This is a genomic window from Pseudomonas sp. 3HC3, assembly GCF_044904505.1.
GTDB classification, from domain to species: Bacteria; Pseudomonadota; Gammaproteobacteria; order Pseudomonadales; family Pseudomonadaceae; genus Aquipseudomonas; species Aquipseudomonas putida_Y.
Map to the genome: position 1 here is coordinate 716,333 of NZ_JADDRH010000001.1, position 23,773 is coordinate 740,105.

19 protein-coding genes are annotated in these 23,773 nt (G+C 63.9%); 16 read left to right on the top strand and 3 right to left on the bottom strand.

Features of this window, described 5'->3' with window-relative positions:
* Positions 1-25: 25 nt before the first annotated feature.
* The gene (locus INQ47_RS03460) at positions 26-1,201 is read right to left on the bottom strand and encodes a M20 aminoacylase family protein (protein WP_404701099.1); all 1,176 of its coding nucleotides are present in this window, start codon (positions 1,199-1,201) and stop codon (positions 26-28) included.
* A gap of 270 nt (positions 1,202-1,471) precedes the next feature.
* Here INQ47_RS03460 and INQ47_RS03465 point away from each other — a divergent pair, with 270 nt between their 5' ends.
* Positions 1,472-3,988: an excinuclease ABC subunit UvrA gene (locus INQ47_RS03465; protein ID WP_252460939.1), complete on the top strand. Its 2,517-nt coding sequence runs from the start codon at positions 1,472-1,474 to the stop codon at positions 3,986-3,988.
* Positions 3,989-4,066: 78 nt separating this feature from the next.
* Here INQ47_RS03465 and INQ47_RS03470 read toward each other — a convergent pair whose 3' ends face one another.
* Complete coding sequence (locus INQ47_RS03470) at positions 4,067-4,942, bottom strand: AEC family transporter (protein WP_252460937.1); 876 nt, start codon at positions 4,940-4,942, stop codon at positions 4,067-4,069.
* Positions 4,943-5,369: 427 nt separating this feature from the next.
* Between INQ47_RS03470 and INQ47_RS03475 the strand changes: the two genes are divergently transcribed.
* From INQ47_RS03475 to INQ47_RS03545, 15 genes are all read left to right on the top strand, one after another.
* Positions 5,370-6,665 carry an MFS transporter gene (locus tag INQ47_RS03475; RefSeq protein WP_021785674.1) on the top strand — a complete coding sequence of 432 codons (1,296 nt, stop codon included), beginning with the start codon at positions 5,370-5,372 and terminating at the stop codon, positions 6,663-6,665.
* Positions 6,666-6,860: 195 nt separating this feature from the next.
* Complete coding sequence (locus tag INQ47_RS03480; RefSeq protein ID WP_252460935.1) at positions 6,861-7,169, top strand: hypothetical protein; 309 nt, start codon at positions 6,861-6,863, stop codon at positions 7,167-7,169.
* A 48-nt stretch (positions 7,170-7,217) separates the two neighbouring features.
* A complete protein-coding gene (locus INQ47_RS03485; protein WP_392545693.1) occupies positions 7,218-7,769 on the top strand; it encodes a YbhB/YbcL family Raf kinase inhibitor-like protein in 552 nt (183 codons plus the stop codon).
* Between the two features lie 554 nt (positions 7,770-8,323).
* Positions 8,324-9,385: a 3-deoxy-7-phosphoheptulonate synthase gene (locus INQ47_RS03490; RefSeq protein WP_404701100.1), complete on the top strand. Its 1,062-nt coding sequence runs from the start codon at positions 8,324-8,326 to the stop codon at positions 9,383-9,385.
* Between the two features lie 79 nt (positions 9,386-9,464).
* Complete coding sequence (locus tag INQ47_RS03495; protein ID WP_003248318.1) at positions 9,465-9,746, top strand: peptidylprolyl isomerase; 282 nt, start codon at positions 9,465-9,467, stop codon at positions 9,744-9,746.
* Between the two features lie 142 nt (positions 9,747-9,888).
* Positions 9,889-11,688: an extracellular solute-binding protein gene (locus tag INQ47_RS03500; protein WP_404701101.1), complete on the top strand. Its 1,800-nt coding sequence runs from the start codon at positions 9,889-9,891 to the stop codon at positions 11,686-11,688.
* Positions 11,685-12,743 carry a microcin C ABC transporter permease YejB gene (locus tag INQ47_RS03505; protein ID WP_339534487.1) on the top strand — a complete coding sequence of 353 codons (1,059 nt, stop codon included), beginning with the start codon at positions 11,685-11,687 and terminating at the stop codon, positions 12,741-12,743. Before INQ47_RS03500 ends, INQ47_RS03505 begins: the two co-directional genes overlap by 4 nt.
* Complete coding sequence (locus tag INQ47_RS03510) at positions 12,743-13,759, top strand: ABC transporter permease (protein ID WP_176684554.1); 1,017 nt, start codon at positions 12,743-12,745, stop codon at positions 13,757-13,759. The genes INQ47_RS03505 and INQ47_RS03510 overlap by 1 nt, the downstream gene beginning before the upstream one ends.
* A gap of 59 nt (positions 13,760-13,818) precedes the next feature.
* Positions 13,819-15,201 (top strand): sigma-54 interaction domain-containing protein, encoded by a 1,383-nt coding sequence (locus INQ47_RS03515; protein WP_404701102.1) that lies wholly within the window; start codon positions 13,819-13,821, stop codon positions 15,199-15,201.
* Between the two features lie 227 nt (positions 15,202-15,428).
* The gene (locus tag INQ47_RS03520; protein ID WP_404701103.1) at positions 15,429-16,820 is read left to right on the top strand and encodes a GntP family permease; all 1,392 of its coding nucleotides are present in this window, start codon (positions 15,429-15,431) and stop codon (positions 16,818-16,820) included.
* Positions 16,821-16,830: 10 nt separating this feature from the next.
* Positions 16,831-17,601 carry a 3-hydroxybutyrate dehydrogenase gene (gene hbdH, locus INQ47_RS03525; RefSeq protein ID WP_404701104.1) on the top strand — a complete coding sequence of 257 codons (771 nt, stop codon included), beginning with the start codon at positions 16,831-16,833 and terminating at the stop codon, positions 17,599-17,601.
* Positions 17,602-17,656: 55 nt separating this feature from the next.
* Positions 17,657-18,136: a serine protease inhibitor ecotin gene (gene eco, locus INQ47_RS03530; RefSeq protein ID WP_404701105.1), complete on the top strand. Its 480-nt coding sequence runs from the start codon at positions 17,657-17,659 to the stop codon at positions 18,134-18,136.
* Between the two features lie 91 nt (positions 18,137-18,227).
* Positions 18,228-20,180 (top strand): acetoacetate--CoA ligase, encoded by a 1,953-nt coding sequence (locus INQ47_RS03535; RefSeq protein WP_404701106.1) that lies wholly within the window; start codon positions 18,228-18,230, stop codon positions 20,178-20,180.
* An 87-nt stretch (positions 20,181-20,267) separates the two neighbouring features.
* Entirely contained in the window at positions 20,268-20,543 is a 276-nt protein-coding gene (locus INQ47_RS03540; protein ID WP_014860332.1) for a peptidylprolyl isomerase, read from the top strand.
* Positions 20,544-20,655: 112 nt separating this feature from the next.
* Positions 20,656-23,133 carry an autotransporter outer membrane beta-barrel domain-containing protein gene (locus tag INQ47_RS03545; protein ID WP_404701107.1) on the top strand — a complete coding sequence of 826 codons (2,478 nt, stop codon included), beginning with the start codon at positions 20,656-20,658 and terminating at the stop codon, positions 23,131-23,133.
* Here the strand turns inward: INQ47_RS03545 and INQ47_RS03550 are convergent.
* Entirely contained in the window at positions 23,130-23,753 is a 624-nt protein-coding gene (locus tag INQ47_RS03550; protein WP_101196066.1) for a LysE family translocator, read from the bottom strand. The genes INQ47_RS03545 and INQ47_RS03550 overlap by 4 nt on opposite strands.
* Between the last annotated feature and the right edge of the window lie 20 nt (positions 23,754-23,773).

Sequence of the window (23,773 nt, forward strand, 5' to 3'; positions counted from 1 at the left end):
AGCGGCAGTGCTCAAAAAGGGACAATCAGGCAGGTGCCAGCCAGCGCTCTGCCAGCGCGCCCCAGTAGGCGGCGCCGGTCAGCAGGATGTCGTCGTTGAAGTCGTAGGCCGGGTTGTGCACCATCGGCCGCGATACACCATTGCCGATGAACAGGTAGGCCCCCGGGCAGCGCTGCAGCATCCAGGCGAAGTCTTCGCTGCCCATCAGCTTGCGGGTGTTGCCATCCACTGCCTGGGCGCCCAGCAACTCGACCCCTACCTGGGTGGCAAAGGCGTTTTCAGCGGCATGGTTGACCAGTACCGGGTAGGCCGGGCGGTGCTCGATGCAGGCGCGGCAGCCAAAGCTCTCGGCCTGACTGACGATGATTGCCCGCACCCGCTCAAGGGCCTGCGCCCGCACCTCGGCGTTCAGCGCGCGCAGGCTAAGGCGCAACAGCGCCTGTTGCGGGATCACGTTGGCCGCTTCGCCGGCCTGCAACGCGCCGACGGTGACCACTGCCGCTTCCTGCGCATCGATATTGCGCGCCACCACGGTTTGCAGCGCCATCACCACACTGGCGGCCGCCACTAGCGGGTCGACGGCCAGGTGCGGCATCGAGCCATGGCCACCCACCCCGTCCAGGGTCACCGTCAGCAGGTCTTGTGAAGCCATCATCGGCCCTTCACGAAACCCCAGGTGCCCGGCCGGCAGCCCTGGCATGTTGTGCATGCCGAATAGCGCATCACATGGAAAGCGCTCCAACAGGCCGTCAGCCAGCATCGCCTCAGCACCGCCCTGGCCCTCCTCGGCCGGCTGGAAGATCAGTGTCAGCGTGCCGTCGAACTGCCGGGTTGCCGCCAGGTAGCGCGCGGCGCCAAGCAGCATGGTGGTGTGCCCGTCATGACCACAGGCGTGCATGCAGCCTGGGTGCTGGCTGCTGTATGCCGCGCCCGATGCTTCGTGGATGGGCAGCGCGTCCATGTCGGCGCGCAGGCCCAGCCGGCGGGGGCTACTGCCATTGCGCAGCACGCCGACCACGCCGGTCTTGCCGATTCCGGTGTGCACTTCATAGCCCCATTCCTCCAGCAGTCGGGCGACCAATGCCGAGGTGCGGCTTTCTTCAAAGCCCAGTTCCGGGTGAGCGTGGATATCGTGACGGATCGCGTGCAGGTCGCTGGCCACGTCGGCGAGCCAAGCCTGGATATGCTGATGTCGGGACATGTGGAGTCTCCTCGCGCGGGTGGTTTCCCGTTCTTGTTGTTCGCCTTCAGATCACGACAGGTGAGGCAGGTCGTGCTTGGCTCACAGATAAGCGCGAGTGACGCGGGATCACAAACGAATGTGGTTCCGCCCAGCGGAACCAGTCGTGGAGAGGGAAAGCAGTGTTGGCAACAGAGTGTTCAACATTCGGAATCTTTGCGCGCCTTTTGGGGACCGCTGCAGTTGCTGGTACCTTGAGCACCCTGCTCAGCTTCAGACAAGGACTGCTTCATGCCGCCAAGCCCAACCACCCCAAGCGGTTTCATCCGCGTCCGTGGCGCCCGCGAGCACAACCTGAAGAACATCGATGTCGATATTCCTCGCGATGCCTTGGTGGTGTTCACCGGCGTGTCCGGCTCGGGTAAGTCTTCACTGGCGTTCTCCACGCTGTATGCCGAAGCCCAGCGGCGTTATTTCGAATCGGTGGCGCCCTATGCCCGGCGCCTGATCGACCAGGTTGGCGTGCCGGACGTAGATGCCATCGACGGGCTGCCGCCGGCGGTGGCCCTGCAGCAGCAACGCGGCACGCCGAGTGCACGTTCCTCGGTGGGTAGCGTGACCACTTTGTCCAGCTCGATCCGCATGCTCTACTCCCGCGCTGGCCACTACCCGGCCGGGCAAGCGATGCTGTACGCCGAAGACTTTTCTCCGAACACGCCCCAGGGCGCTTGCCCGCAATGCCATGGCCTGGGCCGTGTCTACGAGGTGACCGAAGCGACCATGGTCCCCGACCCTTCGCTGACCATCCGTGAGCGTGCGGTAGCGGCGTGGCCAATGGCCTGGCAAGGGCAAAACCTGCGCGACATCCTGGTCACGCTGGGCTATGACGTCGATATCCCTTGGCGCGACCTGCCCCAGGCACAGCGCGACTGGATCCTGTTCACTGAAGAGACACCCACCGCCCCCGTGTATGCCGGCCTGACCCCGGCGCAGACCCGCGAAGCGCTCAAGCGCAAGCTGGAGCCCAGCTATCAAGGCACGTTCATGGGTGCCCGCCGTTACGTGCTGCATACCTTCATGCACTCGCAGAGCGCGCAGATGCGCAAGCGTGTGGCCCAGTACATGCGCCCCAGCCCTTGCCCGCTGTGCCAGGGCAAACGCCTGAAGCGCGAAGCGCTGGGCGTGACCTTCGCCGGGCTGGACATCGCCGAACTGTCGCACCTGTCGTTGCAGGCGCTGGCCGAGGTGTTCCGCAAGGTGGCGGCAGCTGACTACCTGACCCAGCAGCAGGACGATCTGACCCTGGAAAAACGCCTGGCGGCCCAACGCATCGCCAACGAGCTGCTGGAACGTATTGATACGCTGCTTGACCTCGGTCTCGGTTACCTGGCCCTGGAGCGCAGTACCCCGACCTTGTCTTCCGGTGAACTGCAACGCCTGCGCCTGGCCACCCAGCTGAATTCGCAGCTGTTTGGGGTGGTCTACGTACTCGACGAGCCGTCGGCCGGCTTGCACCCGGCCGACAGTGAAGCGCTGTTCGAAGCCCTGCAGCGCCTGAAACAGGCTGGCAACTCGGTGTATGTAGTGGAGCACGACCTGGACACCATGCGCCGCGCCGACTGGCTGGTGGATGTAGGGCCAGCTGCCGGCGAGCACGGCGGCACCATCCTCTACAGCGGGCCGCCTGCCGGCCTGGCCGCGGTGCAACAGTCATGCACCCGCACCTATCTGTTCAATGCCCCGGTACAGGCCACACGCGCCCCCCGCCAGGCCCGCGACTGGCTGAAGCTTCAAGGCATCACGCGCAATAACCTCGATAATCTGAGCGCCGCATTTCCGCTGGGCTGCTTTACCGCCGTTACCGGTATTTCCGGCTCGGGCAAATCCAGCCTGGTCAGCCAGGCCCTGCTGGAACTGGTGGGGGCACACCTGGGCCATGCCGAGCAACGTAGCGAGCCCGAAGCGCAAAGCCTGGAAGACGAACCTGAACAGACCAGCAGCGGCCACGTGAGCTCCGGGCTTGGCAGCATCAAGCGGCTGGTGCAAGTTGACCAGAAGCCGATCGGCCGCACGCCGCGCTCCAACCTGGCCACCTACACTGGCCTGTTCGACCACGTGCGCAAACTCTTCGCGGCTACCGAGCAGGCCAAGGCACAGGGCTTCGACGCCGGGCGCTTTTCCTTCAACGTTGCCAAGGGCCGGTGCGCCAACTGCGAGGGTGAGGGTTTCGTCAGCGTCGAGCTGCTGTTCATGCCCAGCGTGTATGCGCCCTGCCCGACCTGCCAGGGTGCCCGCTACAACCCCGAAACCCTGGCGGTGAGCTGGCAAGGCATGAACATCGCGCAAGTGCTGCAGTTGACCGTCGACCAGGCCCTGCAGGTTTTTGCTGAACAACCGCCTGCCCGCCGTTGCCTGCAAGTGCTACAGGATATCGGCCTGGGCTACTTGCGTCTGGGCCAACCGGCCACCGAGCTGTCCGGTGGTGAAGCGCAGCGCATCAAGCTGGCGACCGAACTGCAGCGCATGGCCCGCGGGGCGACCCTGTATGTGCTGGATGAACCCACCAACGGCTTGCACCCGCAGGACATCGACCGGCTGCTGGTACAGTTGAACCGCCTGGTAGAAAGCGGGCATAGCGTGGTGGTGGTCGAGCATGACATGCGAGTGGTGGCGCAGAGCGACTGGGTAATCGATATCGGGCCGGGGGCTGGCGATGCCGGGGGCAAGGTGGTGGTCAGTGGCACACCGCAGGTGGTGGCGGGATGTACCGACAGCCGCACGGCGGCGTTTCTGGCCAAGGCCTTGTGACCCTTGCGCATAGCCTGGTTCCTGGGCCGCCGACCAGCGCACATTGACTCAACGGAAATTGCTGTCGTTGCCAATGGCCTACATCCACCAAGCCAGCACCACCGGCAACCAGGCAAACGACAGCACCGTAGAACACATCACCAGGTTCGCCACCTGCTCTGGTTCACGGTTGGCCCGCACCGCCATCAGGTAGTTGAACACGGCTACCGGCATCGCCGACTGCACCACCAGCACCGCACGCTCCAGGCTGTCCATACCCAGTACCGCGCCCACTGCCCAGCCCACCGCAGCCCCCAGGCCAATGCGCAAACCGCCCAGCAACATGCCGCTGCCCACGTGACGCAGGCGAATGCTGGCCAGTGATACCCCCAAGGTCAGCAACATGAGCGGGATGGTCATACCGCCCAGCAAGTCTACGGTGTTGGCCAACCAATGCGGGAGTTCGAAATCGAGAAATATGATGGGCATGGCGCCGGCCAGGCTGATGACGATAGGGTTGCGCAGCAGCGCCTTGAGCGAAGCCGCCGTGCCGGAAATGGCCATGCCGATGGTGAACTGCACGATGGACAGGGTCAGGAAAAACGCCACAGCCAGGGCCAGGCCATGCTCACCGAAGGCGTACAGACTGATCGGCAGGCCCATGTTGCCTGTATTAGGGAACATGAACGCCGGCAGCAGTACCCGCCAGTGCATGCCCGACGCGCGACACACCAGCAAAGCGGCCAAGGCCATCCCCAAGGTGCACAGCAAGCAGGCCACGGCCATGCTGGTAAAGGCATTCGGGTTCAGCTCGGTACGACTGAGGGTGGACAGCACCAGCGAAGGTGTGCCGACGGTCATCACCACCCGGGCGATGAAATCGGTGGGGTAATCCAGGCCCTTGCGGGCCCAGGCAAAGCCAATTCCGGCGACGATGAAAACCGGAGCCAGGACTGCGAACAGCGACGCGAACATGGAGGCCTTCCTTGGTGGGGGGGTCAGCATTATGCAGCACTCTGCAAGATTGCCGTGCCGATCTCACCGCACGCAGGAGCAGCCATCTAAAATGTCTGTGGCAGACATGTTCATGTCGCGCTGAGACTGCGGCGTCTCGTCGCACACCCATACCCCTTGGCAAAAGCGTCCAAGCCCGTAGAATCCCGCTTCCTTTTCGCCCGTCGCCTTGAACGGTGGCAACCAGCAGCAATGACAGAGTCAGCGCCTGAACACATGAACGCACATGTGAAGTAGGCTCAACCCTCCCCGCCCGGCCCATCTCCCATAACGCCCAGCGGTTGAGTCTTGCCCAGGTCGCATCCGTGTCGCCACTCGCCCCTTGCCGGGTCGAGCCGGTGTGCGCGCCGAGAAGGTGCTCATTCCGCTCATCCAACTAGAGGTACGTATGTCTCCGCGTTTGCTGGCCATGGCGCTGGCGCCCCTGCTCGGGCTGTTCATCATCGCCCTGGGCAACGGCTTCATGTCTTCCCTCACCACCCTGCGCCTGGGCGCCGCCGGTGAGTCTGCCACCACCATTGGTATCGTCTCGTCGACCTACTTCATCGGCCTGACCCTCGGCGCCATCTTCAACGACCGGCTGATCCTGCGCATTGGCCACATCCGCGCCTATACCAGCTTCGCCTCGCTGATTGCCGTCACCATTCTGCTGCAAGGGTTGTTCTACGAGGTCACCTGGTGGTCGGTGCTGCGCCTGATCAACGGCTGGGCGGCAGTCGGCGTGTTTCTGGTGATCGAAAGCTGGCTGCTGCTGGCCGGTGACGCAAAGATTCGTGGCCGCCTGCTGGCGCTGTACATGATCGCCTTCTACGGCGCCGGGGTGATCGCCCAGGCCGGCCTTGGCGAAATCACCCAGCTAGGCGATACCGCCCCGTTCATGCTGGCCGGCGTGCTGGCCGCCCTGTCGGTGCTACCGATCGTGATCCTGCCGCGGGTGTCGCCGCTGCTGGACCAGGTCGAACCCCTCAAGCCCCGCCAGTTGCTGGGTGTGGCACCGTCGGGCCTGGTCGGCTGCTTCGGCTCGGGCGTGGCGATTGCCGGCATCTATGCGCTGCTGCCACTGTACCTGCAGCGCATCGGCCTGGAGGTGGGTGAAGTTGGCAACATGATGGCCTGGGTGATCCTCGGCGCGATGCTGCTGCAATACCCGGTCGGGCGCTGGTCCGACCGCAAGGACCGCCTCGATGTGCTGCTCGCGCTTGCCGCGTTGTGCGTTGTCCTGTCCCTTGTAACGGTGTTCCTGCCATCGGACTCGTTCCTGCTGCCGGCCATGCTGTTCCTGTTGGGTGGTGGCGTGTTCACCCTGTACCCGGTGGCGGTCAGCCATGCGGCCGACCGCGCGCCTTCCGATGCGCTGGTACCGATGATCCAGGGCCTGCTACTGATCAACTCGCTGGGTTCGGCCATGGCCCCGGTGGCCATTTCGCCGATGATGACCGAGTTTGGTGAGGCCGGGTTGTTCTGGGCGTTTGCCGTGGTCAACCTGACCATGGTGTGCTTCTTCATGTGGCGCCGTGGCAAACGCCCGGCAGCAGAGCACCCTGCCCCGTTCACCGCGTCGACCACCTTCTCGCCAACTGGCGCCGAGCTGCGGGTGACCGAAGACCTGATGCATGCCGCGCAGGAGCATCCGCCGCTGGAGCCAGTCGAAACCCCGGCGCCCGCACAGCACTCAGCATCCTGATGATTGCAGGGGTCGCTCTGCGGCCCAATCGCGGTACCAGGCCGTTGCCACAGAAGATTACATTTCCTTCTGCGGGCGGCCTTGGGTGTGACTGGGATATACAGCCCCCATAAATTGCCACTCGTCGCCCAGAAGGCACCCCGCCAGCTGCCGCCAGCCAAACGAATGACTGATCACCCGCAAAGGAGAAGCCCCATGATCCGCATTCGCCCACTATCCCTGTGCCTGGCGCTCGCCCTGAGCAGCCTCACCGGCACTGCCTTCGCCGCCACCGACACCCATACCGACAGCCATCCGCAAACCGACCCCTCTGGCGGCAAGACCGTCGGTGAAGGCAGCAGCGTCAACAGCCCCGGCAGCGGCAAAGGTAACGACAGCAGTGACACAGGCAGCAACACCGATGCCGCCGACGGGGCCGCTGGCGGCTCCAACAATACCGGCGAAGGCACCGGCTCTGGTGCCGGTGCCAGCGGCGGCACTGCCGAGGACCAGGACAGCCGCTGAAGCCGACCTGGACTAAACTGAGCCCTGACGCCCTGCCAAGGATTGACCATGCACCTCAGACACTGGCTGTTCGCTGCTTTGCTGCCGTGTACTGCGTTAGCTGCCGCAGGCAACCAAGGCGCGATGTCGATCAGTTCCTCGTCATTCACCGATGGCGGCGTCATCGCCCTGCAACAGGTCGGCCAGGACCCGGCATGCGGCGCCGGCGAAGAGCGGACCCCGCAACTGAGCTGGGACAACTTGCCCGCAGGTACGCGGTCGCTGGCCCTGATCATGTTCGACCCGGACGGTGGCAAGGGCGTTGGTGTGGTGCACTGGATTGCCTACAACATCGACCCCGAACAGGATGGGCTCAAGGCAGGCACGGCCGGGCTGAGCGGGCCATCCGTGACAGTGGGCCGCAACTCCCGCGGTACCCTCAGCTACCGAGGCCCCTGCCCACCCGCCGGCGACAACCCCCATCATTACGCACTCACGCTGATTGCCACCGACCTGCCCTTGGGTACCTTGCCTGAGGGGCTGGATCGCAGCGGCCTGCTGCAACTGCTGCAAGGCCACGCGCTGGGGGCTCAAAGCCTGGTCGGGCGATACGGCCATTGAACCAGTCAGTACAAAAACAAATGATCAGCCCCATAGCATTTATCCATTGAATGGCCTGCACGAACTGAAGTAAGCTCGGGCTCATTCACTGGAGAGCAACATGCCGAAACACACCCGCAACCACGCCAACCACACCGGTCGCAGCCTGCGCCCTGTGCTGGCCGTTGCCGGCTGCGTGGCACCTGCCAGCTATTACTTTGGGTATTGGTTTAGCCACTAGGCGCCGATACCCACCCGGCGTCCACCTTCGAGGGGCCGCCGAACATGAGAATACTCAAACCCCCGGTCGGCTCCCCGACCGGGGGTTTTGCTTTTCAGGCCTTTGACCAACACCGATTCACTTTGAGGACAGATTCATGAACTACGCCACTTATTACTACGCAAACACCTCTGCCTGGCGATTTAGCCAATCCCGCTCGGGCCAGCCTGCCGCCTCCGATCGGTCCTCTACAGGTGGCAATGCAGCAGCCAATACCAATTCAACGATCTGTCGAACACCTCGATAGGGCCGACCATGCGGGCCTGAACCCGCTGTCCGCCCAGGGAAAAACGCCATGCACGCTTCCAGCCTCGCCCTGCCCCTGACCCAGCCGCAAGCGGCCAACACCACTGTCAGCAAACGCTTGCCCAGCCCGCACCTGCTCAAGCAACAGATGCCACTGTCCAGCGAACTGGCCCAACAAGTCCAGGCCCATCGCCTGGCCATCCGCGACATCCTCGAAGGCCGCGACCCGCGCCTGCTGGTCATCGTCGGCCCCTGCTCGATCCATGATCCACGCGCGGCCCTGGAATACGCCGACCGCCTGGCTGCCCTTGGCCGCGAAGTCAACGACAAGCTGCTGCTGGTGATGCGCGCCTACGTCGAAAAACCGCGTACTACAGTGGGCTGGAAAGGCCTGGCCTACGACCCGCACCTCGATGGCAGTGACGACATGCACTCTGGCATCGCCTTGTCCCGCGGGCTGATGCTGAGCATGATCGAACGCGGCCTGCCGATCGCTACCGAGTTGCTGCAACCGATGGCCGCCGGCTACTTCGACGACCTGCTGGCCTGGGCCGCGATTGGCGCACGCACCACCGAATCGCAAATCCACCGCGAAATGGTCAGTGGCCTGGAACTGCCGGTCGGCTTCAAGAACGGTACGGACGGCGGCATCGCCATCGCCAGCGACGCCATGCGCAGCGCTGCCCATCCCCACCGGCACTTCGGTATGGATGCTCAGGGCCACCCGGCGATCATCGAGACCTTGGGCAACCCGGACACACACCTGGTACTGCGCGGCGGCCACAAAGGCCCGAACTACGATGCCAACAGCATCGCCATGGCCCGCCAGGCGTTGGCCAAGGCCGGCCTGCAGGCACGGATCATGGTCGATTGCAGCCACGCCAACAGCGGCAAGGACCCGGCGCGCCAGCCAGCGGTCTTCAATGAGGTGCTGGAGCAGCGCCTGGCCGGCGACCGTTCGCTGGTCGGGGTGATGATCGAAGGGCACTTGTTCGATGGCTGCCAGGCGCTGGGCAAGGGCGCACTCAAATACGGTGTGTCGATTACCGACGGCTGCCTGGGCTGGGCCTCGACCGAAACCCTGTTGCGTGAGGCGGCACAAAAACTGTAGGCCAATGGTTGCAAGCCTGGCGAGACATACCCCGGACAAGTGCGCTAGGCTTGCCTTTTTACCCCAAGGAGCAGTACCCATGGCCCGTGCAACCGCCCGCCACATTCTGGTCAGCAGCGAAGACAAGTGCAACGAACTGAAAGCCCAGATCGAAGCAGGCGCCGACTTCGCTGAAATCGCCAAAGCCAACTCCACCTGCCCGTCCAGCCGTCAGGGCGGTGACCTGGGCTCGTTCGGCCCAGGCCAGATGGTCAAGGAATTCGACACCGTGGTCTTCAGCGCCCCGGTCAACACCGTGCAAGGCCCGGTGAAGACCCAGTTCGGCTACCACCTGCTGGAAGTGACCAGCCGCCAGGACTGATTCACCCCTCCCGGTGATCAGCCCCCCTGTGGGAGCGGGTTTACCCGCGAAGAGACCAGACCAGACAACCTCGTTGCCTGCTCCGACGCATTCGCGGGTGAACCCGCTCCCACAAGTATTGTGGGGGCTTGTATTTTCGTGCATGGGCTTTACGGTCCAGGCGGCTACCACCCACGCCCTCACCGTCTACGGTGAAGCCCCCCGCTACGCCGCCAGCTTCCGGCATTTCGACTATGTAAACCCCGACGCCCCCAAGGGCGGCATCTTACGCCGCTCGGCCATCGAAATCGGCCAGTTCGACCACATCCTCCCCTACATCGACAAAGGCATCGGTGTCAGCGAAGTCGATGGTCTGCTGTACGCGCCACTGGCGGTACGCTCGTACGATGAGCCCTATACCGTTTACGGCCTGATCGCCCGACGCATGGAGCGCGGCCCCAAGGATGAATGGCTGCGTTTCGACATCGACCCGCGCGCCACCTTCGCCGATGGCAAGCCGGTGCGCGCCGAAGACGTTCGTTTTACCTTCGAACTGCTGATGAGCAAGGGCAGCCTCAAATACCGTACCCAGTTTGCCGACGTGACCGGCGTGACCGTGGAAAGCCTGCACAGCGTACGATTCGACTTGAAGCCCGAGCACGGCCGCACCCTGGCGCTGGACCTCGCAAGCCTGCCGGTAATGCCCAAGCACGATTGGCAGCAGCGCGATTTTGCCAACGGTGCCGGCTTCGACAAGCCGGTCGGCAGCGGGCCATACCGCATCGGGCGCATCGATAACGGCCGCAGCATCACCTTTGAACGCGACCCTGCATGGTGGGCACGTGACCTGCCGGCCAGCCGTGGCCGCTACAATTTCGACAAGCTGCGCATCGAGTACTTCGGCGACACCGAAGTGGCGCGCCAGGTACTCAAAGGCGGAGGCTACGACTATAACCGCGAGTTCTCCGCCACGGCCTACACCTTGGGCTACAACGGTGCGCAACTGGACGACGGCCGCCTGCAACGCGCCCACCTGGCCCCGGCCAAACCGCAGGTGGCCCAGGGTTTCGTGTTCAACCTCGACCAGCCGCAGTTCAAGGACCGCCGTGTGCGCCAGGCGCTGGGTATGTTGTGGGACTACGAGTGGAGCAACCGGCAGATGATGCGCAACCTGTACATCCGCCAGCAAAGCGTGTTCTCCAATACCCCTTTGGCCGCTCGCCAGTTGCCGGATGCGGGGGAGTTGAAGCTGCTCACCCCCTTGCGCGGCCAAGTGCCAGATGAAGTGTTCACCACGGTGTTCACCGCCCCGGTCACCGACGGCTCGGGGATCATCCGTAAACAGCAGTTGCAGGCCCTGGCCCTGCTCGAACAAGCCGGCTGGCACCCCGAAGGCGACCGCCTGGTGAATAGCCAGGGCACGCCACTGGCGTTCACGTTCCTCAATGGCCAGGCGGGCCTTGAACGCCTGCTGCTGCCGTGGAAGCGCAACCTGGCCCAGATCGGCGTGAGCCTGAACATCCGCAACGTCGACTCGGCCCAGTACGTCAACCGGCTGATGGCGCGCGATTACGACATGATCGTCACCGGCTACCCGGTCACCCTGTCGCCGGGCGCCGAGTTGTACAACTACTTTGGTTCGGCGGCCGCTCACGACCCCGGCTCGAACAACCTGATGGTTTTGCAGGACCCGGTCGTAGACCACCTGATCGACGGCCTGGTCCGCGCCGACACCCAGGCCGACATGCTGCGCCACGCCCATGCCCTGGACCGCGTGCTGCAATGGAATTACTACTGGATCCCCAACTACTACCCGCCAGGCAGCTCCACCGCCTGGTGGAACCGCTTCGGCCTGCCCAAGGTCCAGGCCACCTATGACGAGGGCCTGGACACCTGGTGGGAGGTCAGCCCTACCCCACTGACCAACGCGCAAATGGCCGAACGCCGGAAGGCCTTGCCATGACCGCTTATGTCCTGCGCCGCCTGTTGCTGATCATTCCGACGCTGCTGGCAATCCTGCTGGTCAATTTCGCCATCGTCCAGGCCGCGCCGGGTGGCCCGGTGGAGCAAGCAGTGGCCCGCCTCCAGGGCATCGGTGGCGGCGCACCCGGCGCGCGAGCTGAAGTGGTCCATGGCGAATCCCGGGCCACACGCGGCCTGGACCCGAAACTGATCGAAGAGATCAAGCGCCAGTATGGCTTCGACAAATCCGCCCCCGAGCGGCTTTGGTTGATGCTCGGCCAATATGCCCGGCTGGACTTTGGCAACAGCTTCTTCCGCGGCGCCAAAGTCACCGACCTGATTCTCGACAAGTTGCCGGTCACCTTGTCGCTGGGCTTCTGGGCCACGCTGATCACCTACCTGGTGTCGATCCCGCTGGGCATCCGCAAGGCGATGCGCCATGGCAGCCGCTTCGATGCCTGGAGCAGCGCATTGATCGTGATCGGTTACGCCCTGCCTTCGTTCCTGTTCGCGCTCTTGCTGATCGTGCTGTTTGCCGGCGGCACTTCGCTCAACTGGTTCCCAGTGCGCGGCCTGGTCTCGGACAATTTCGACGAGCTCAGCCTGCTGGGCAAGGTCGCCGACTACTTCTGGCACCTGGTGCTGCCGGTCGCTGCCCTGGTGATCGGTGGGTTCGCCACCCTCACGTTGCTGACCAAGAATGCCTTCCTCGACGAGGTTTCCCGCCAATACGTGGTCACTGCCCGGGCCAAAGGCCTTAGCGAACGCCGCGTGCTGTATGGCCACGTACTGCGCAACGCCATGCTGCTGGTGGTGGCCGGGCTGCCACAGGCGCTGATTACGGTATTTTTCGCCGGTTCGTTGCTGATCGAGGTGATCTTCTCGCTCGATGGTCTTGGCCGCATGAGCTATGAGGCCGCCGTGTCGCGGGATTACCCGGTGGTGTTCGGCACGCTGTTCATCTTCACCCTGGCGGGCCTGCTGATTCGTCTGATCGGTGACCTGTCTTACACGTTGCTCGACCCGCGCATCGACTTCGATACGAGGGCGCATTGATGCTGTCGCCCCTATCACGCCGTCGCCTGCAACGCTTTCGTCGCCACCGCCTGGGTTGGGTGTCGCTGTGGTTGTTTGCCGGCCTTCTGCTGCTGAGCCTTGGCGCTGAACTGGTGGCCAACGACAAGCCACTGCTGCTGGGCTACAAGGGCGAACTGTACGTTCCGGCGCTCAAACGCTATACCGAGCAGCAGTTCGGCGGGCAACTGCCGTTTCAACCCGACTACCGCAGCGCCTATGTGCGCCAGCTGATCGCGGAACAGGGTGGCTGGATGCTGTTCGCGCCTATCCCGTTCAGCGCCGACACACCTAATTACGACCTGCAGGTGCCCACCCCCAGCCCGCCAAGCGCCAGCAACTGGCTAGGCACCGACGACCAGGGCCGTGACGTGCTGGCGCGGGTGCTTTATGGCACACGGGTATCGCTGCTGTTCGCCTTTGCCCTGACCGTGGTCAGTGTGCTTATTGGCGTGGCGGCAGGCGCCCTGCAAGGCTACCACGGGGGCTGGGTCGACCTGCTCGGCCAGCGATTGCTGGAGGTATGGTCGGGGTTGCCCGTGCTGTATCTGCTGATCATCCTCAGTGGGTTTGTCGAACCGGATTTCTGGTGGCTGCTGGGGATCATGGCGCTGTTTTCCTGGCTGACCCTGGTCGACGTGGTGCGCGCCGAGTTCCTGCGCGGGCGCAATCTGGAGTATGTAAAGGCTGCGCGGGCGCTGGGGTTACCGGACAGTCAGGTCATGCTGCGGCATATCTTGCCCAATGCCATGAATGCCACGCTGACCTATGTGCCGTTCATGCTGACCGGGGCGATCACCACACTGACCGCGCTGGACTTTCTGGGCTTTGGCATGCCAGCGGGCAGCGCCTCGCTGGGCGAGCTGGTGACCCAGGGCAAGCAGCACCTGGAGGCACCGTGGTTGGGCTTTACCGCGTTCTTTGCGCTGGCGGTGATCCTGTCACTGCTGGTGTTTATCGGGGATGCCCTGCGCGAGGCGTTTGACCCCCGACGATAAGTTTTCAGGCCCGGTCTTTTCGCGGGCTTGTGCCAATACATGATTCAGGATGTTCACCCATGCACGAAAGCGACAGCCTCAAGGACTACCCCCAGGTACGGCAACTGGCGATCCGCTCGCTGTTCGAGATCATCGAGCAGTCCAGCGAAGGCACGGTGATCGTCGACCGCCAGGCGCGCATCGTCTGGATGAACGAACGCTATGCCCGACGCTTTGGCCTGGCCGACGCTGCCAGTGCCATCGGCCAACCCTGCGAAACGGTGATCCCTGGGAGCCTGATGCGCGACGTGGTGAGCAATGGCCGCCCCATCCTGCTGGACATGCTCGACACGCAGAACGAGCCGTTGGTTGTCATGCGCCTGCCCATCCACGACGACCAAGGCACGCTGATCGGCGCCATCGGCTTTGCCCTGTTCGACGAACTGCGCAGCCTGTCGCCGCTGCTCAAACGCTATTCCAGCATGCAGCAGGAACTGGCCTCGACCCGCTCGCAACTGCGCGCCCGCCAGGCCAAGTACAGCTTCGCCCAGTTCGTAGGCAGCAGCGCGGCCAGCCTGGAAGCCAAGCGACGCGCCCGGCGTGGCGCCGGCAGCGATTCACCCGTGTTGCTGCTGGGCGAAACCGGCACCGGCAAGGAACTGCTGGCCCACGCCATTCACGCAGCGTCGGCACGGGCGCACAAAGCCTTTGTCAGCATCAACAGCGCAGCCATCCCGGAGACGCTGCTGGAAGCCGAATTCTTCGGCACTGCGCCGGGTGCTTTTACCGGTGCCGATCGCAAAGGGCGCAGCGGCAAGCTGCAACTGGCCGAAGGCGGCACGTTGTTCCTCGACGAGATCGGCGACATGCCGCTGGCCCTGCAGAGCAAGCTGCTGCGGGTGCTGCAGGAAAAGGAATACGAGCCGGTCGGTTCGAACCAGATGCTGCGCAGCGATGTGCGCATCATCGCCGCCACCTCCATCGACCTGCAGGCTGCCATGGCCCGCGGGGCCTTCCGCGCCGACCTGTATTACCGGCTGAATGTGCTGCCGATCGATGTCCCGCCGTTGCGGCAACGGCTGGAGGACCTGCCGGCGCTGTGCGAAGCCATATTGGCTGAGCTGGGCAGCCAGTACGAACTGGAAACTGAAGCGCAGCAACTGCTGGCCAGGCATGCCTGGCCGGGGAACATTCGCGAGTTGCGCAATGTGCTGGAGCGCGCGACTTTGCTGGCGGATCAGCCCCGGTTGGGGGTTGCGGACTTGCGTGCGGCACTGGGGCCATTGAGCTCGCTGGCTGAGGCGCCTGTACGGCAGACCTACCGCGAGGCGTGCGAGGCATTTGAACGCGGCCTGATTGCCGGGGCACTGGCCGAGCATGGGGGGAAAGTGCCAGAGGCAGCGGCAGCGTTAGGGCTGGGGCGGTCGACGCTGTACAAGAAGATGGTGGCACTTGGTCTCTGATTGGAGATTTTTGTTTCTGGTTTGAGATTGCCGCGTTGATTGCGCTCTCGATTGCGTGCAGGCCAGCAAATGGGCTGCAGAGTAGACGCCAGGCGTCTCTTAATGTAGACAGCGACTTCAAGAAAATTCATTTAACCCTTACAAATCAGCCAGTTACATTGTTGGCACGATTCCCGCTATCTCCTGTTCAACGATAAAAACAAGACTCACCCAGGAGACCCACCCCGATGACCGTGCTCATCGCACTCGCCGCTCTGGCCTTGCTGATGCTGGCCGCCTACCGCGGTTACAGCGTGATCCTCTTCGCCCCCATCGCCGCCCTCGGCGCTGTCCTGCTCACCGACCCTTCTGCCGTCGCCCCTGCTTTCACCGGGGTGTTCATGGAGAAAATGGTCGGTTTCATCAAACTGTACTTCCCGGTATTCCTGCTGGGCGCGGTGTTCGGCAAGCTGATCGAGCTGTCCGGTTTCTCCCGCTCGATCGTCGCTGCGGCCATCCGCATGCTCGGCACCCGCCAGGCGATGCTGGTCATCGTACTGGTCTGTGCGCTGCTCACTTACGGCGGTGTCTCGCTGTTCGTGGTGGTGTTCGCGGTGTACCCGTTCGCCGCCGAAATGTTCCGTCAGAGCAACATCCCCAAACGCCTGATTCCGGCCACCATCGCCCTGGGCGCATTCTCGTTCACCATGGACGCCTTGCCCGGCACCCCACAGATCCAGAACATCATCCCCAGCACCTTCTTCAACACCACCGCCTGGGCCGCACCGTGGCTGGGCCTGATCGGCACGCTGTTCGTGTTCTTTACCGGCATGGCCTACCTGCAGCGCCAGCGCAACAAGGCCCTGCGCGCCGGTGAGGGTTATGGCACCGACTTGCGCAACGAACCGGAAACCGCTGCCGACCTGAGCCTGCCCAACCCTTGGCTGGCGCTGTCGCCGCTGATACTGGTGGGGGTCATGAACCTGGTGTTCACCCACTGGATACCGCATTGGTACGGCCCCAGTCACAGCCTGCAACTGCCAGGCATGAGTGCACCGGTACACAGCGACGTGGCCAAGCTGACGGCCATCTGGGCTGTGCAGGCCGCGTTGCTGGTGGGCATACTGATGGTCCTGGTGTGCGCCTTTGGCGCCATTCGTACACGTCTGGCCGAAGGCACCAAAAGCGCGGTGGGCGGTGCCTTGCTGGCAGCCATGAACACCGCCTCGGAATACGGCTTTGGCGCGGTAATCGCCTCGCTACCGGGTTTTCTGGTGCTGGCCGATGCCCTGCGCGGCATCCCCAACCCATTGGTGAACGAAGCCATCACCGTGACCTTGCTGGCCGGCATCACCGGCTCCGCTTCGGGCGGCATGAGCATCGCCCTGGCGGCCATGGGCGACACGTTCATCGCCGCCGCCCACGCAGCCGACATCCCGCTGGAAGTGCTGCACCGGGTAGCCGCCATGGCCAGCGGCGGCATGGACACCCTGCCACACAACGGCGCGGTGATCACCTTGCTGGCGGTGACCGGCCTCACCCACCGCGAGGCTTACAAGGACATTTTTGGTATTACCCTGATCAAGACCCTGGCGGTGTTCGTGGTCATCACCACGTTCTACGCCACTGGCATCGTCTAAGGAGCATGGCATGACCCTTGAAGGCAAAACTGCACTCGTCACCGGTTCCACCAGCGGCATTGGCCTGGGCATCGCCCAGGTATTGGCCCGGGCTGGCGCCAACATCGTGCTCAACGGCTTTGGCGACCCGGGCCCCGCCATGGCGGAAATTGCCCGGCACGGGGTGAAGGTTGTGCATCACCCGGCCGACCTGTCGGATGTGATCCAGATCGAGGCCTTGTTCAACCTGGCCGAACGTGAGTTCGGCGGCGTCGACATCCTGGTCAACAACGCCGGTATCCAGCATGTGGCACCCGTCGAACAGTTCCCGCCGGAAAGCTGGGACAAGATCATCGCCCTGAACCTGTCGGCCGTATTCCATGGCACCCGCCTGGCACTGCCGGGCATGCGCACGCGTAACTGGGGGCGCATCATCAATATCGCTTCGGTGCATGGCCTGGTCGGTTCGATTGGCAAGGCAGCCTACGTGGCAGCCAAGCATGGTGTGGTCGGCCTGACCAAGGTGGTCGGCCTGGAAACCGCCACCAGTCGTGTCACCTGCAATGCCATCTGCCCGGGCTGGGTGCTGACGCCGCTGGTGCAAAAGCAGATCGACGATCGTGCAGCCAAGGGTGGCGATCGGCTGCAAGCGCAGCACGATCTGCTGGCAGAAAAGCAACCGTCGCTGGCCTTCGTTACCCCCGAACACCTCGGTGAGCTGGTACTCTTCCTGTGCAGCGAGGCCGGTAGCCAGGTTCGCGGCGCCGCCTGGAACGTCGATGGTGGCTGGTTGGCCCAGTGACGGGCGGCCTGGGCCTGGCGGCGGCCGCGCATTCGTTTATCAGCAAGGAGGCCTTATGCGCCCTACCCCAATGACCGCGATTCTGGCCCTGAGCCTGGCCGCCGCCGCACCTGCGACGGCCGCCAGCCTGAAGGACATCGCGCCCTACCCCGAGGCGGAAAAAGGCTTCACCCGGCAGGTTATCCACCTGCCGGCCCAGGCCGATGAGTCGGCCTATAAACTGGAAATCCTCGCTGGCAAGACCCTGCAGGTCGACTGCAATCGCCAGCGCTTGGGCGGCAGCCTCGAAGAACGCACCCTGGAAGGCTGGGGCTACAGTTACTACCGCCTGGACAACGTCAGCGGCCCGGCCAGCACACTGATGGCCTGCCCGGACGACAAGAAGACCGAGGCCTTCGTGCCGGTGGTCGGCAACGGCTTCCTGCTGCGCTACAACAGCAAGCTGCCGGTAGTGGTGTATGCGCCCAAGGATGTCGAAGTGCGCTACCGCGTGTGGTCGGCATCGCAGGATGTGCAAAAGGCTAAAGTAGAGTAAGCAGAACCGCTTTCTCTGCAGGATCAGCTTCTTCGCAACACAAGGCTGATCCTGCACTGAGCCTGCTTTGTTCCGGTAAAGGAGATTCGGCATGAACGATGTGCTCTGGCGCCCGTCCACAACGCAGATCGAGGCCAGCCGGATGGATGCCTTCCGCCGCCGGGTCAACCTGCGCTACAGCCTGCAGCTCGACGACTACCAGGCCCTGCACGGCTGGAGCATCGAACAGCGGGCTGCCTTCTGGCAAACCCTTGCCGAGTATTTCCACGTACATTGGCATACCCCGCCCAGCCAGGTGCTCAGCGAAGGGCCGCAGATGCCCGATGCACAGTGGTTCGCCAATGCCACCCTGAACTTTGCCGAACACCTGCTGCGCCGCCGCGACGACCGCCCGGCCGTGGTCGCCGTACGCGAAGATGGCCAGCGCGAAGTGTTCAGCCATGCTGAACTGGCCGCACAGGTGGCCGGGCTGCAAACGGCATTCAAGGCTGCAGGTATCGTCCCGGGCGACCGGGTAGCGGCCATCATGCCCAATACCTGGCAAACACTGGTGGCCATGCTCGCCTGCACCAGCCTTGGCGCAGTCTGGTCCTCCTCCTCGCCCGAATTCGGCGTGCACGGCATCATCGACCGCTTCGGCCAGATCGAACCCAAGCTGCTGATCGTCTGCGCCGGTTACCAGTATGCAGGCAAGGCCATCGACCAGGTGACCAAGGTCAACCAGGTGTGCGCGCAGCTGCCTGGCCTGGAGCAACTGATCGTGGTGCCCCATACCCGTAAAGGCACGCGTGCCGACGAATTCCAGGCAGCCAACGTCAGCCTGTGGGATGACTTCTTCCAGCCCGGCGGCGAGCCCCGTTTCACCCCGCTGCCGTTCGACCACCCGCTGTACATCCTCTATTCCAGTGGCACCACCGGCGTGCCCAAGTGCATTGTCCATCGCGCCGGAGGCGTGCTGTTGCAACACCTCAAGGAACACGGCCTGCACAACGACCTGAAGGCCGACGACGTGCTGTTCTACTACACCACCTGCGGCTGGATGATGTGGAACTGGCTGGCCAGCGGCCTGGCGGTGGGTGCCACGCTGGTGCTGTACGACGGCTCGCCGTTCCACCCGGGCCCCGGGCGCCTTCTGGACCTGATAGAGGCCGAGGGCATCCACGCCTTCGGTACCAGCGCCAAGTACCTGGCGGCACTGGAGCAGGCAGGCCTGGAACCCGCCACCAGCCACTGCCTGACCAGCCTGCGGCTGCTGATGTCCACCGGTTCGCCGCTGTCACCGCACAGCTATGACTATGTGTACGACAAGATCAAGGCCGACCTGTGGCTCGTGTCCATGTCGGGCGGTACGGATATCGTCTCCTGCTTCGTGCTGGGCAACCCGACCCTGCCTGTGCGTCGCGGCGAAATCCAGTGCAAGGGCCTGGGTATGGCGGTGGAGGTGTGGAACGAGCAGGGTCAGCCCGTGGTGGACGAAAAAGGCGAGCTGGTGTGCACGCGCAACTTCCCCTCGATGCCACTCGGCTTCTGGAACGACCCGGACGGCCGCCGTTACCAGGATGCCTATTTCAGCCAGTTCCCGGGGGTGTGGGCCCAAGGCGACTACGCCGAGCAGCGTGCCAGCGGGGGCATGGTGATCCACGGTCGCTCCGACGCCGTGCTCAACCCGGGCGGCGTGCGCATTGGCACGGCGGAGATCTACCGCCAGGTGGAAAAAGTCGAACAGGTCGTTGAAAGCGTGGCCATCGGCCAGGACTGGAACGGGGATGTGCGGGTGGTGCTGTTCGTGCGCCTGCACGACGGCCTGCAGCTGGATGAAGCCCTGCGCCAGCACATCCGCCAGGTAATACGCCAGTACACCACACCCCGCCATGTGCCGGCGGTGATCGCCCAGGTCAGCGACATACCGCGCACCATCAGTGGCAAGCTGGTGGAACTGGCGATTCGCGATGTGGTGCATGGGTTGCCGGTGAAGAACACCGATGCGCTGGCCAACCCGGAGGCGCTGGAGCAGTTTCGCGATCGCGCAGAGCTGAAGATTTGACATTCATCGCGGCCATTTGGGCGCGATCGCTACTACTGGATTCAATCAGGCATAATGCCGCCTTTTTTCCCGATACACAGGTAGCCCATGAAAGCCCAAGCCCGCCACATACTGGTCAAGACCGCTGACGAAGCCGAAAAGCTCAGGCAGCGCATCGCCAACGGCGAGGCTTTCGACGTGCTCGCCAAAAAGTTCTCTCTTTGCCCATCTGGCAAGCGGGGTGGTGACCTGGGCGAAATCCGCCCAGGGCAGATGGTCGGTGCCATCGACCAGGTGATTTTCAAGAAGCCTTTGCGTGTGGTACACGGGCCGATCAAGAGCAAATTCGGCTACCACCTGGTGCAAACGTTCTACCGCGACTAATGCGCTAGCCTTTTGCCACCTGACATTTTTGCCAGTTGTGATCGTGACGCACTCCTCTATACAACCCGGGTAACCCTGTACACCACGCGTGGTGCGCAGGACTCCCTGGAGAATGGAGGTTTTCCTGATGCGTCTACGCCTGATGTTGACCCTGGGTTCGCTGCCGCTGCTGGGCATGGCCCCGCCCGCCGCAAACGCGGCTTGCACCTTCTCACCCGGCCCGGGTAACGACACCTACACCTGTGACAGCGGCACGGCGCCCTCGCTGTTGGACACCAGCGGTGATAACCGCCTGGTATTCCCGGCATCCGGTAGCGGCGCCATCACCGGCGATGTAACCTTCGGCGCCGGCAAAGATAGCATCGACATGGCCTCTGGCAGCGTCGGCGGCAACATCCACCAGGGCTCCGGCATCGATGACTTCGCCATGAGCGGCGGCGTCATCGAAGGCAACCTCAACCAGGGTGATGGCCTGGACACCTTTCACATGACCGGCGGCTGGATCAAGGGCACGTTCGACAGCGGCGACTATGCCGAAATGGACAACGGGCGTATCGGCAACGTCAACATGCGGCTGGACGAGAACACCTTCATCATGCGTGGCGGCAGCGTCGACCGGAACGTCATCGCGGCCTTCGACAAGGACTACATCGAAGTCTTCGATGGCAACATCGGCGGCAATATCAGCGTCAGCGGTGGCGATGACCAGGTGCTGGTGCACGGTGGCCAGGTTGGCGGCGATGTGTTGCTGAGCACTGGCAACGACCGCTTCACCTGGGACGGTGGCCGTATTGGCGGGCGCGTGGATGCGGGGCCAGGTGATGACACGGCACTGCTAAAAGGCCTCACGCCCGAGGTGCTGAGTATCACTGTGGACGGCGGCGACGGTACCGACAGCCTGACCTTCGATGCCAGCCAGCCGGCAGGCGGTGCCCGCTATGTGAATTGGGAGCGCGTGGCGCTGAACAATGGCAGCCGGCTGGCACTGGATGACACACTGGTACTGGGCGACAGCAACAGCAGCACGGGCAGCCTCGCCCTCGACGCCAGCAGCAGCATCACTTCACGCCAAGGGGTAATCACTGCATTTGCCCCAGACCAGCGCGCCGCGATCAACAACGCAGGTACATTTGACCTCACAGCCGGCAATGATGCCATGGGCCGCTTGAGCATCGAGGGCGATTACACCGGCAACAACGGCGCCCTGCGCCTGAACAGCGTGCTGGCCGGCGATGGCGCAGCTTCCGATCGCCTGGTGGTCAGCCGCGGCGCGATCGCCGGCTCTACCCAGGTGCTCATCAACAACCTCAACGGCGCAGGTGCGGCGACTGCGCAGAACGGCATCCAGGTGGTCGAAGCCCGTGACGGCGCCACCAGCACGGCCAACGCCTTTGTACAGGCCCAGAGGCTATCGGCCGGTGCCTACGACTACCGGCTGTTCAAAGGCGGCGTCACTGCTGGCAGTGAAAACAGCTGGTACCTGCGCTCGACGCTGGTTGCGCCACCCGCTCCCGCCCCTGTGCCGGCACCGGGCGAGCCGCCGGTGATCGCCCCGGCCGTGACCCCACCCGTTGCTGCGCCCGCGCCCGGCCAGGCCGAGCTGCCTGCGCCGGCGCAGGGCCAAAGCCTGCCGCTGTACCGCCCCGAGGTCCCGGTTTATGCCGCAGCGCCACGGGGTGCCGCGATCATCGCCCGCCAGGCATTGGGCACCTTCCACCAACGCCAGGGCGACCAGCTGTTACTCCAGGGTGAAAGCGCCCTGCCCGCCAGCTGGGGGCAAGCCTACGGCGGCGCGCTGCGCCAGCAATGGAGCGGCACGGTCAGCCCGAGCCTGGATGGCGACCTGTACGGTTTCAAGGTAGGCCAGGACCTGTATGCCAAGGTTGGCGAGAACGGTTACCGCCAGCATGTCGGTATCTACGTAAGCCACAGCCGCCTGGACGCCGACGTCAAAGGTTTTGCCCTGGCCGTTCAAGACCGCAGCGTGGGCGACCTGAAGCTCGATGGCGATAGCGTGGGCACCTACTGGACGCTGGTCGGGCCACAGGGCGCGTACCTGGACGCGGTGTTGCAGTACACCCGCCTGGATGGCCGCGCCCGCTCCGATCGTGGCGACACGCTCAACCTCGACGGCCACGCCTGGACAGCTTCACTGGAATCGGGCTACCCCATTACTCTGTCCGAGCGCTGGCGCGTGGAACCGCAAGCTCAGCTGATTGCGCAAAAGATCGCACTGGACAGCGCCAGCGACAGCGTCTCGCGCATCAGCCATGACGCCCAGGTCGAGCTGACAGGTCGCTTGGGCCTGCGCCTGGAGGGTGCGTTCACAGGAAGCAGCGGCCGCCTGTTGCAACCCTATGCGCAGGTCAACCTGTGGCACGGCGACGGTGGGCGCGACACCTTGACCTTCGATGACGCAGACAAGATCAGGACCGATTACCGCTATACCTCAGTGCAACTGGAAAGCGGTGTGGTAGCGCAGGTCAACAAAGCGCTGAGCCTGCATGGCGGCGTGCAGTACACCGCCAACCTGGACAGCCGCCAGCAGGAAGCCAGCGGCGTGAACCTGGGCGTGCGCTGGCAGTTCTAGCGGCGCGCAGCCAGCAGACCGAGGCCCGCGCAACCCAGCAAGGAAGCGCTGACCCGGTTGAACATCCGGCGTGGGCCAGGCTGGCTGAACCAACGCTGCATGTAGGCGCCCAGGCCTGAGTAGATGGCAATGGCCGCCCATTCCAACAGCAGGAACAACACACCCAGCCAAAGGAACTGCTCACTCACCGGGGTGCTGCTACCGACCGAGACGAACTGCGGCAGGAACGCGGTGAAGATCAGGATGGCCTTGGGGTTACCGGCCGCCACCCAGAACTCCTGGCGCGCCAGGCGCCAAGTGCCGCCTGGGTGATCGCTTGCCACCACGGTCTCGCTCACCGGTGCGCGCCACAGTTGCCAGGCGATGTAAAACAGGTAGGCCGCGCCCACCACCTTGATGGCCAGGAACAGGTATTCGCTGGTATGCAACACCACTGCCAGGCCCATCGCTGCCAGGGCGATCATGCCGCAGAAGGCAAGGATACGGCCGCCGCCTGCCACACAGGCGGTGCGCAGGCCGTAACGGCTGGCGTTGTGCAACGACAACAGGTTGTTTGGCCCTGGCGCCATGTTCAAGGCGAAGCAGGCGGGGATGAAAAGCAGCAGGCTTGAAAGGTCCATTCTCGTTTTCCTCTGACAAC

Coding starts and splice junctions, on each gene's coding strand:
- INQ47_RS03460 (WP_404701099.1), bottom strand. CDS start 1,201: ATGTCCCGACATCAGCATATCCAGGCTTGGCTCGCCGACGTGGCCAGC.
- INQ47_RS03465 (WP_252460939.1), top strand. CDS start 1,472: ATGCCGCCAAGCCCAACCACCCCAAGCGGTTTCATCCGCGTCCGTGGC.
- INQ47_RS03470 (WP_252460937.1), bottom strand. CDS start 4,942: ATGTTCGCGTCGCTGTTCGCAGTCCTGGCTCCGGTTTTCATCGTCGCC.
- INQ47_RS03475 (WP_021785674.1), top strand. CDS start 5,370: ATGTCTCCGCGTTTGCTGGCCATGGCGCTGGCGCCCCTGCTCGGGCTG.
- INQ47_RS03480 (WP_252460935.1), top strand. CDS start 6,861: ATGATCCGCATTCGCCCACTATCCCTGTGCCTGGCGCTCGCCCTGAGC.
- INQ47_RS03485 (WP_392545693.1), top strand. CDS start 7,218: ATGCACCTCAGACACTGGCTGTTCGCTGCTTTGCTGCCGTGTACTGCG.
- INQ47_RS03490 (WP_404701100.1), top strand. CDS start 8,324: ATGCACGCTTCCAGCCTCGCCCTGCCCCTGACCCAGCCGCAAGCGGCC.
- INQ47_RS03495 (WP_003248318.1), top strand. CDS start 9,465: ATGGCCCGTGCAACCGCCCGCCACATTCTGGTCAGCAGCGAAGACAAG.
- INQ47_RS03500 (WP_404701101.1), top strand. CDS start 9,889: ATGGGCTTTACGGTCCAGGCGGCTACCACCCACGCCCTCACCGTCTAC.
- INQ47_RS03505 (WP_339534487.1), top strand. CDS start 11,685: ATGACCGCTTATGTCCTGCGCCGCCTGTTGCTGATCATTCCGACGCTG.
- INQ47_RS03510 (WP_176684554.1), top strand. CDS start 12,743: ATGCTGTCGCCCCTATCACGCCGTCGCCTGCAACGCTTTCGTCGCCAC.
- INQ47_RS03515 (WP_404701102.1), top strand. CDS start 13,819: ATGCACGAAAGCGACAGCCTCAAGGACTACCCCCAGGTACGGCAACTG.
- INQ47_RS03520 (WP_404701103.1), top strand. CDS start 15,429: ATGACCGTGCTCATCGCACTCGCCGCTCTGGCCTTGCTGATGCTGGCC.
- hbdH (WP_404701104.1), top strand. CDS start 16,831: ATGACCCTTGAAGGCAAAACTGCACTCGTCACCGGTTCCACCAGCGGC.
- eco (WP_404701105.1), top strand. CDS start 17,657: ATGCGCCCTACCCCAATGACCGCGATTCTGGCCCTGAGCCTGGCCGCC.
- INQ47_RS03535 (WP_404701106.1), top strand. CDS start 18,228: ATGAACGATGTGCTCTGGCGCCCGTCCACAACGCAGATCGAGGCCAGC.
- INQ47_RS03540 (WP_014860332.1), top strand. CDS start 20,268: ATGAAAGCCCAAGCCCGCCACATACTGGTCAAGACCGCTGACGAAGCC.
- INQ47_RS03545 (WP_404701107.1), top strand. CDS start 20,656: ATGGAGGTTTTCCTGATGCGTCTACGCCTGATGTTGACCCTGGGTTCG.
- INQ47_RS03550 (WP_101196066.1), bottom strand. CDS start 23,753: ATGGACCTTTCAAGCCTGCTGCTTTTCATCCCCGCCTGCTTCGCCTTG.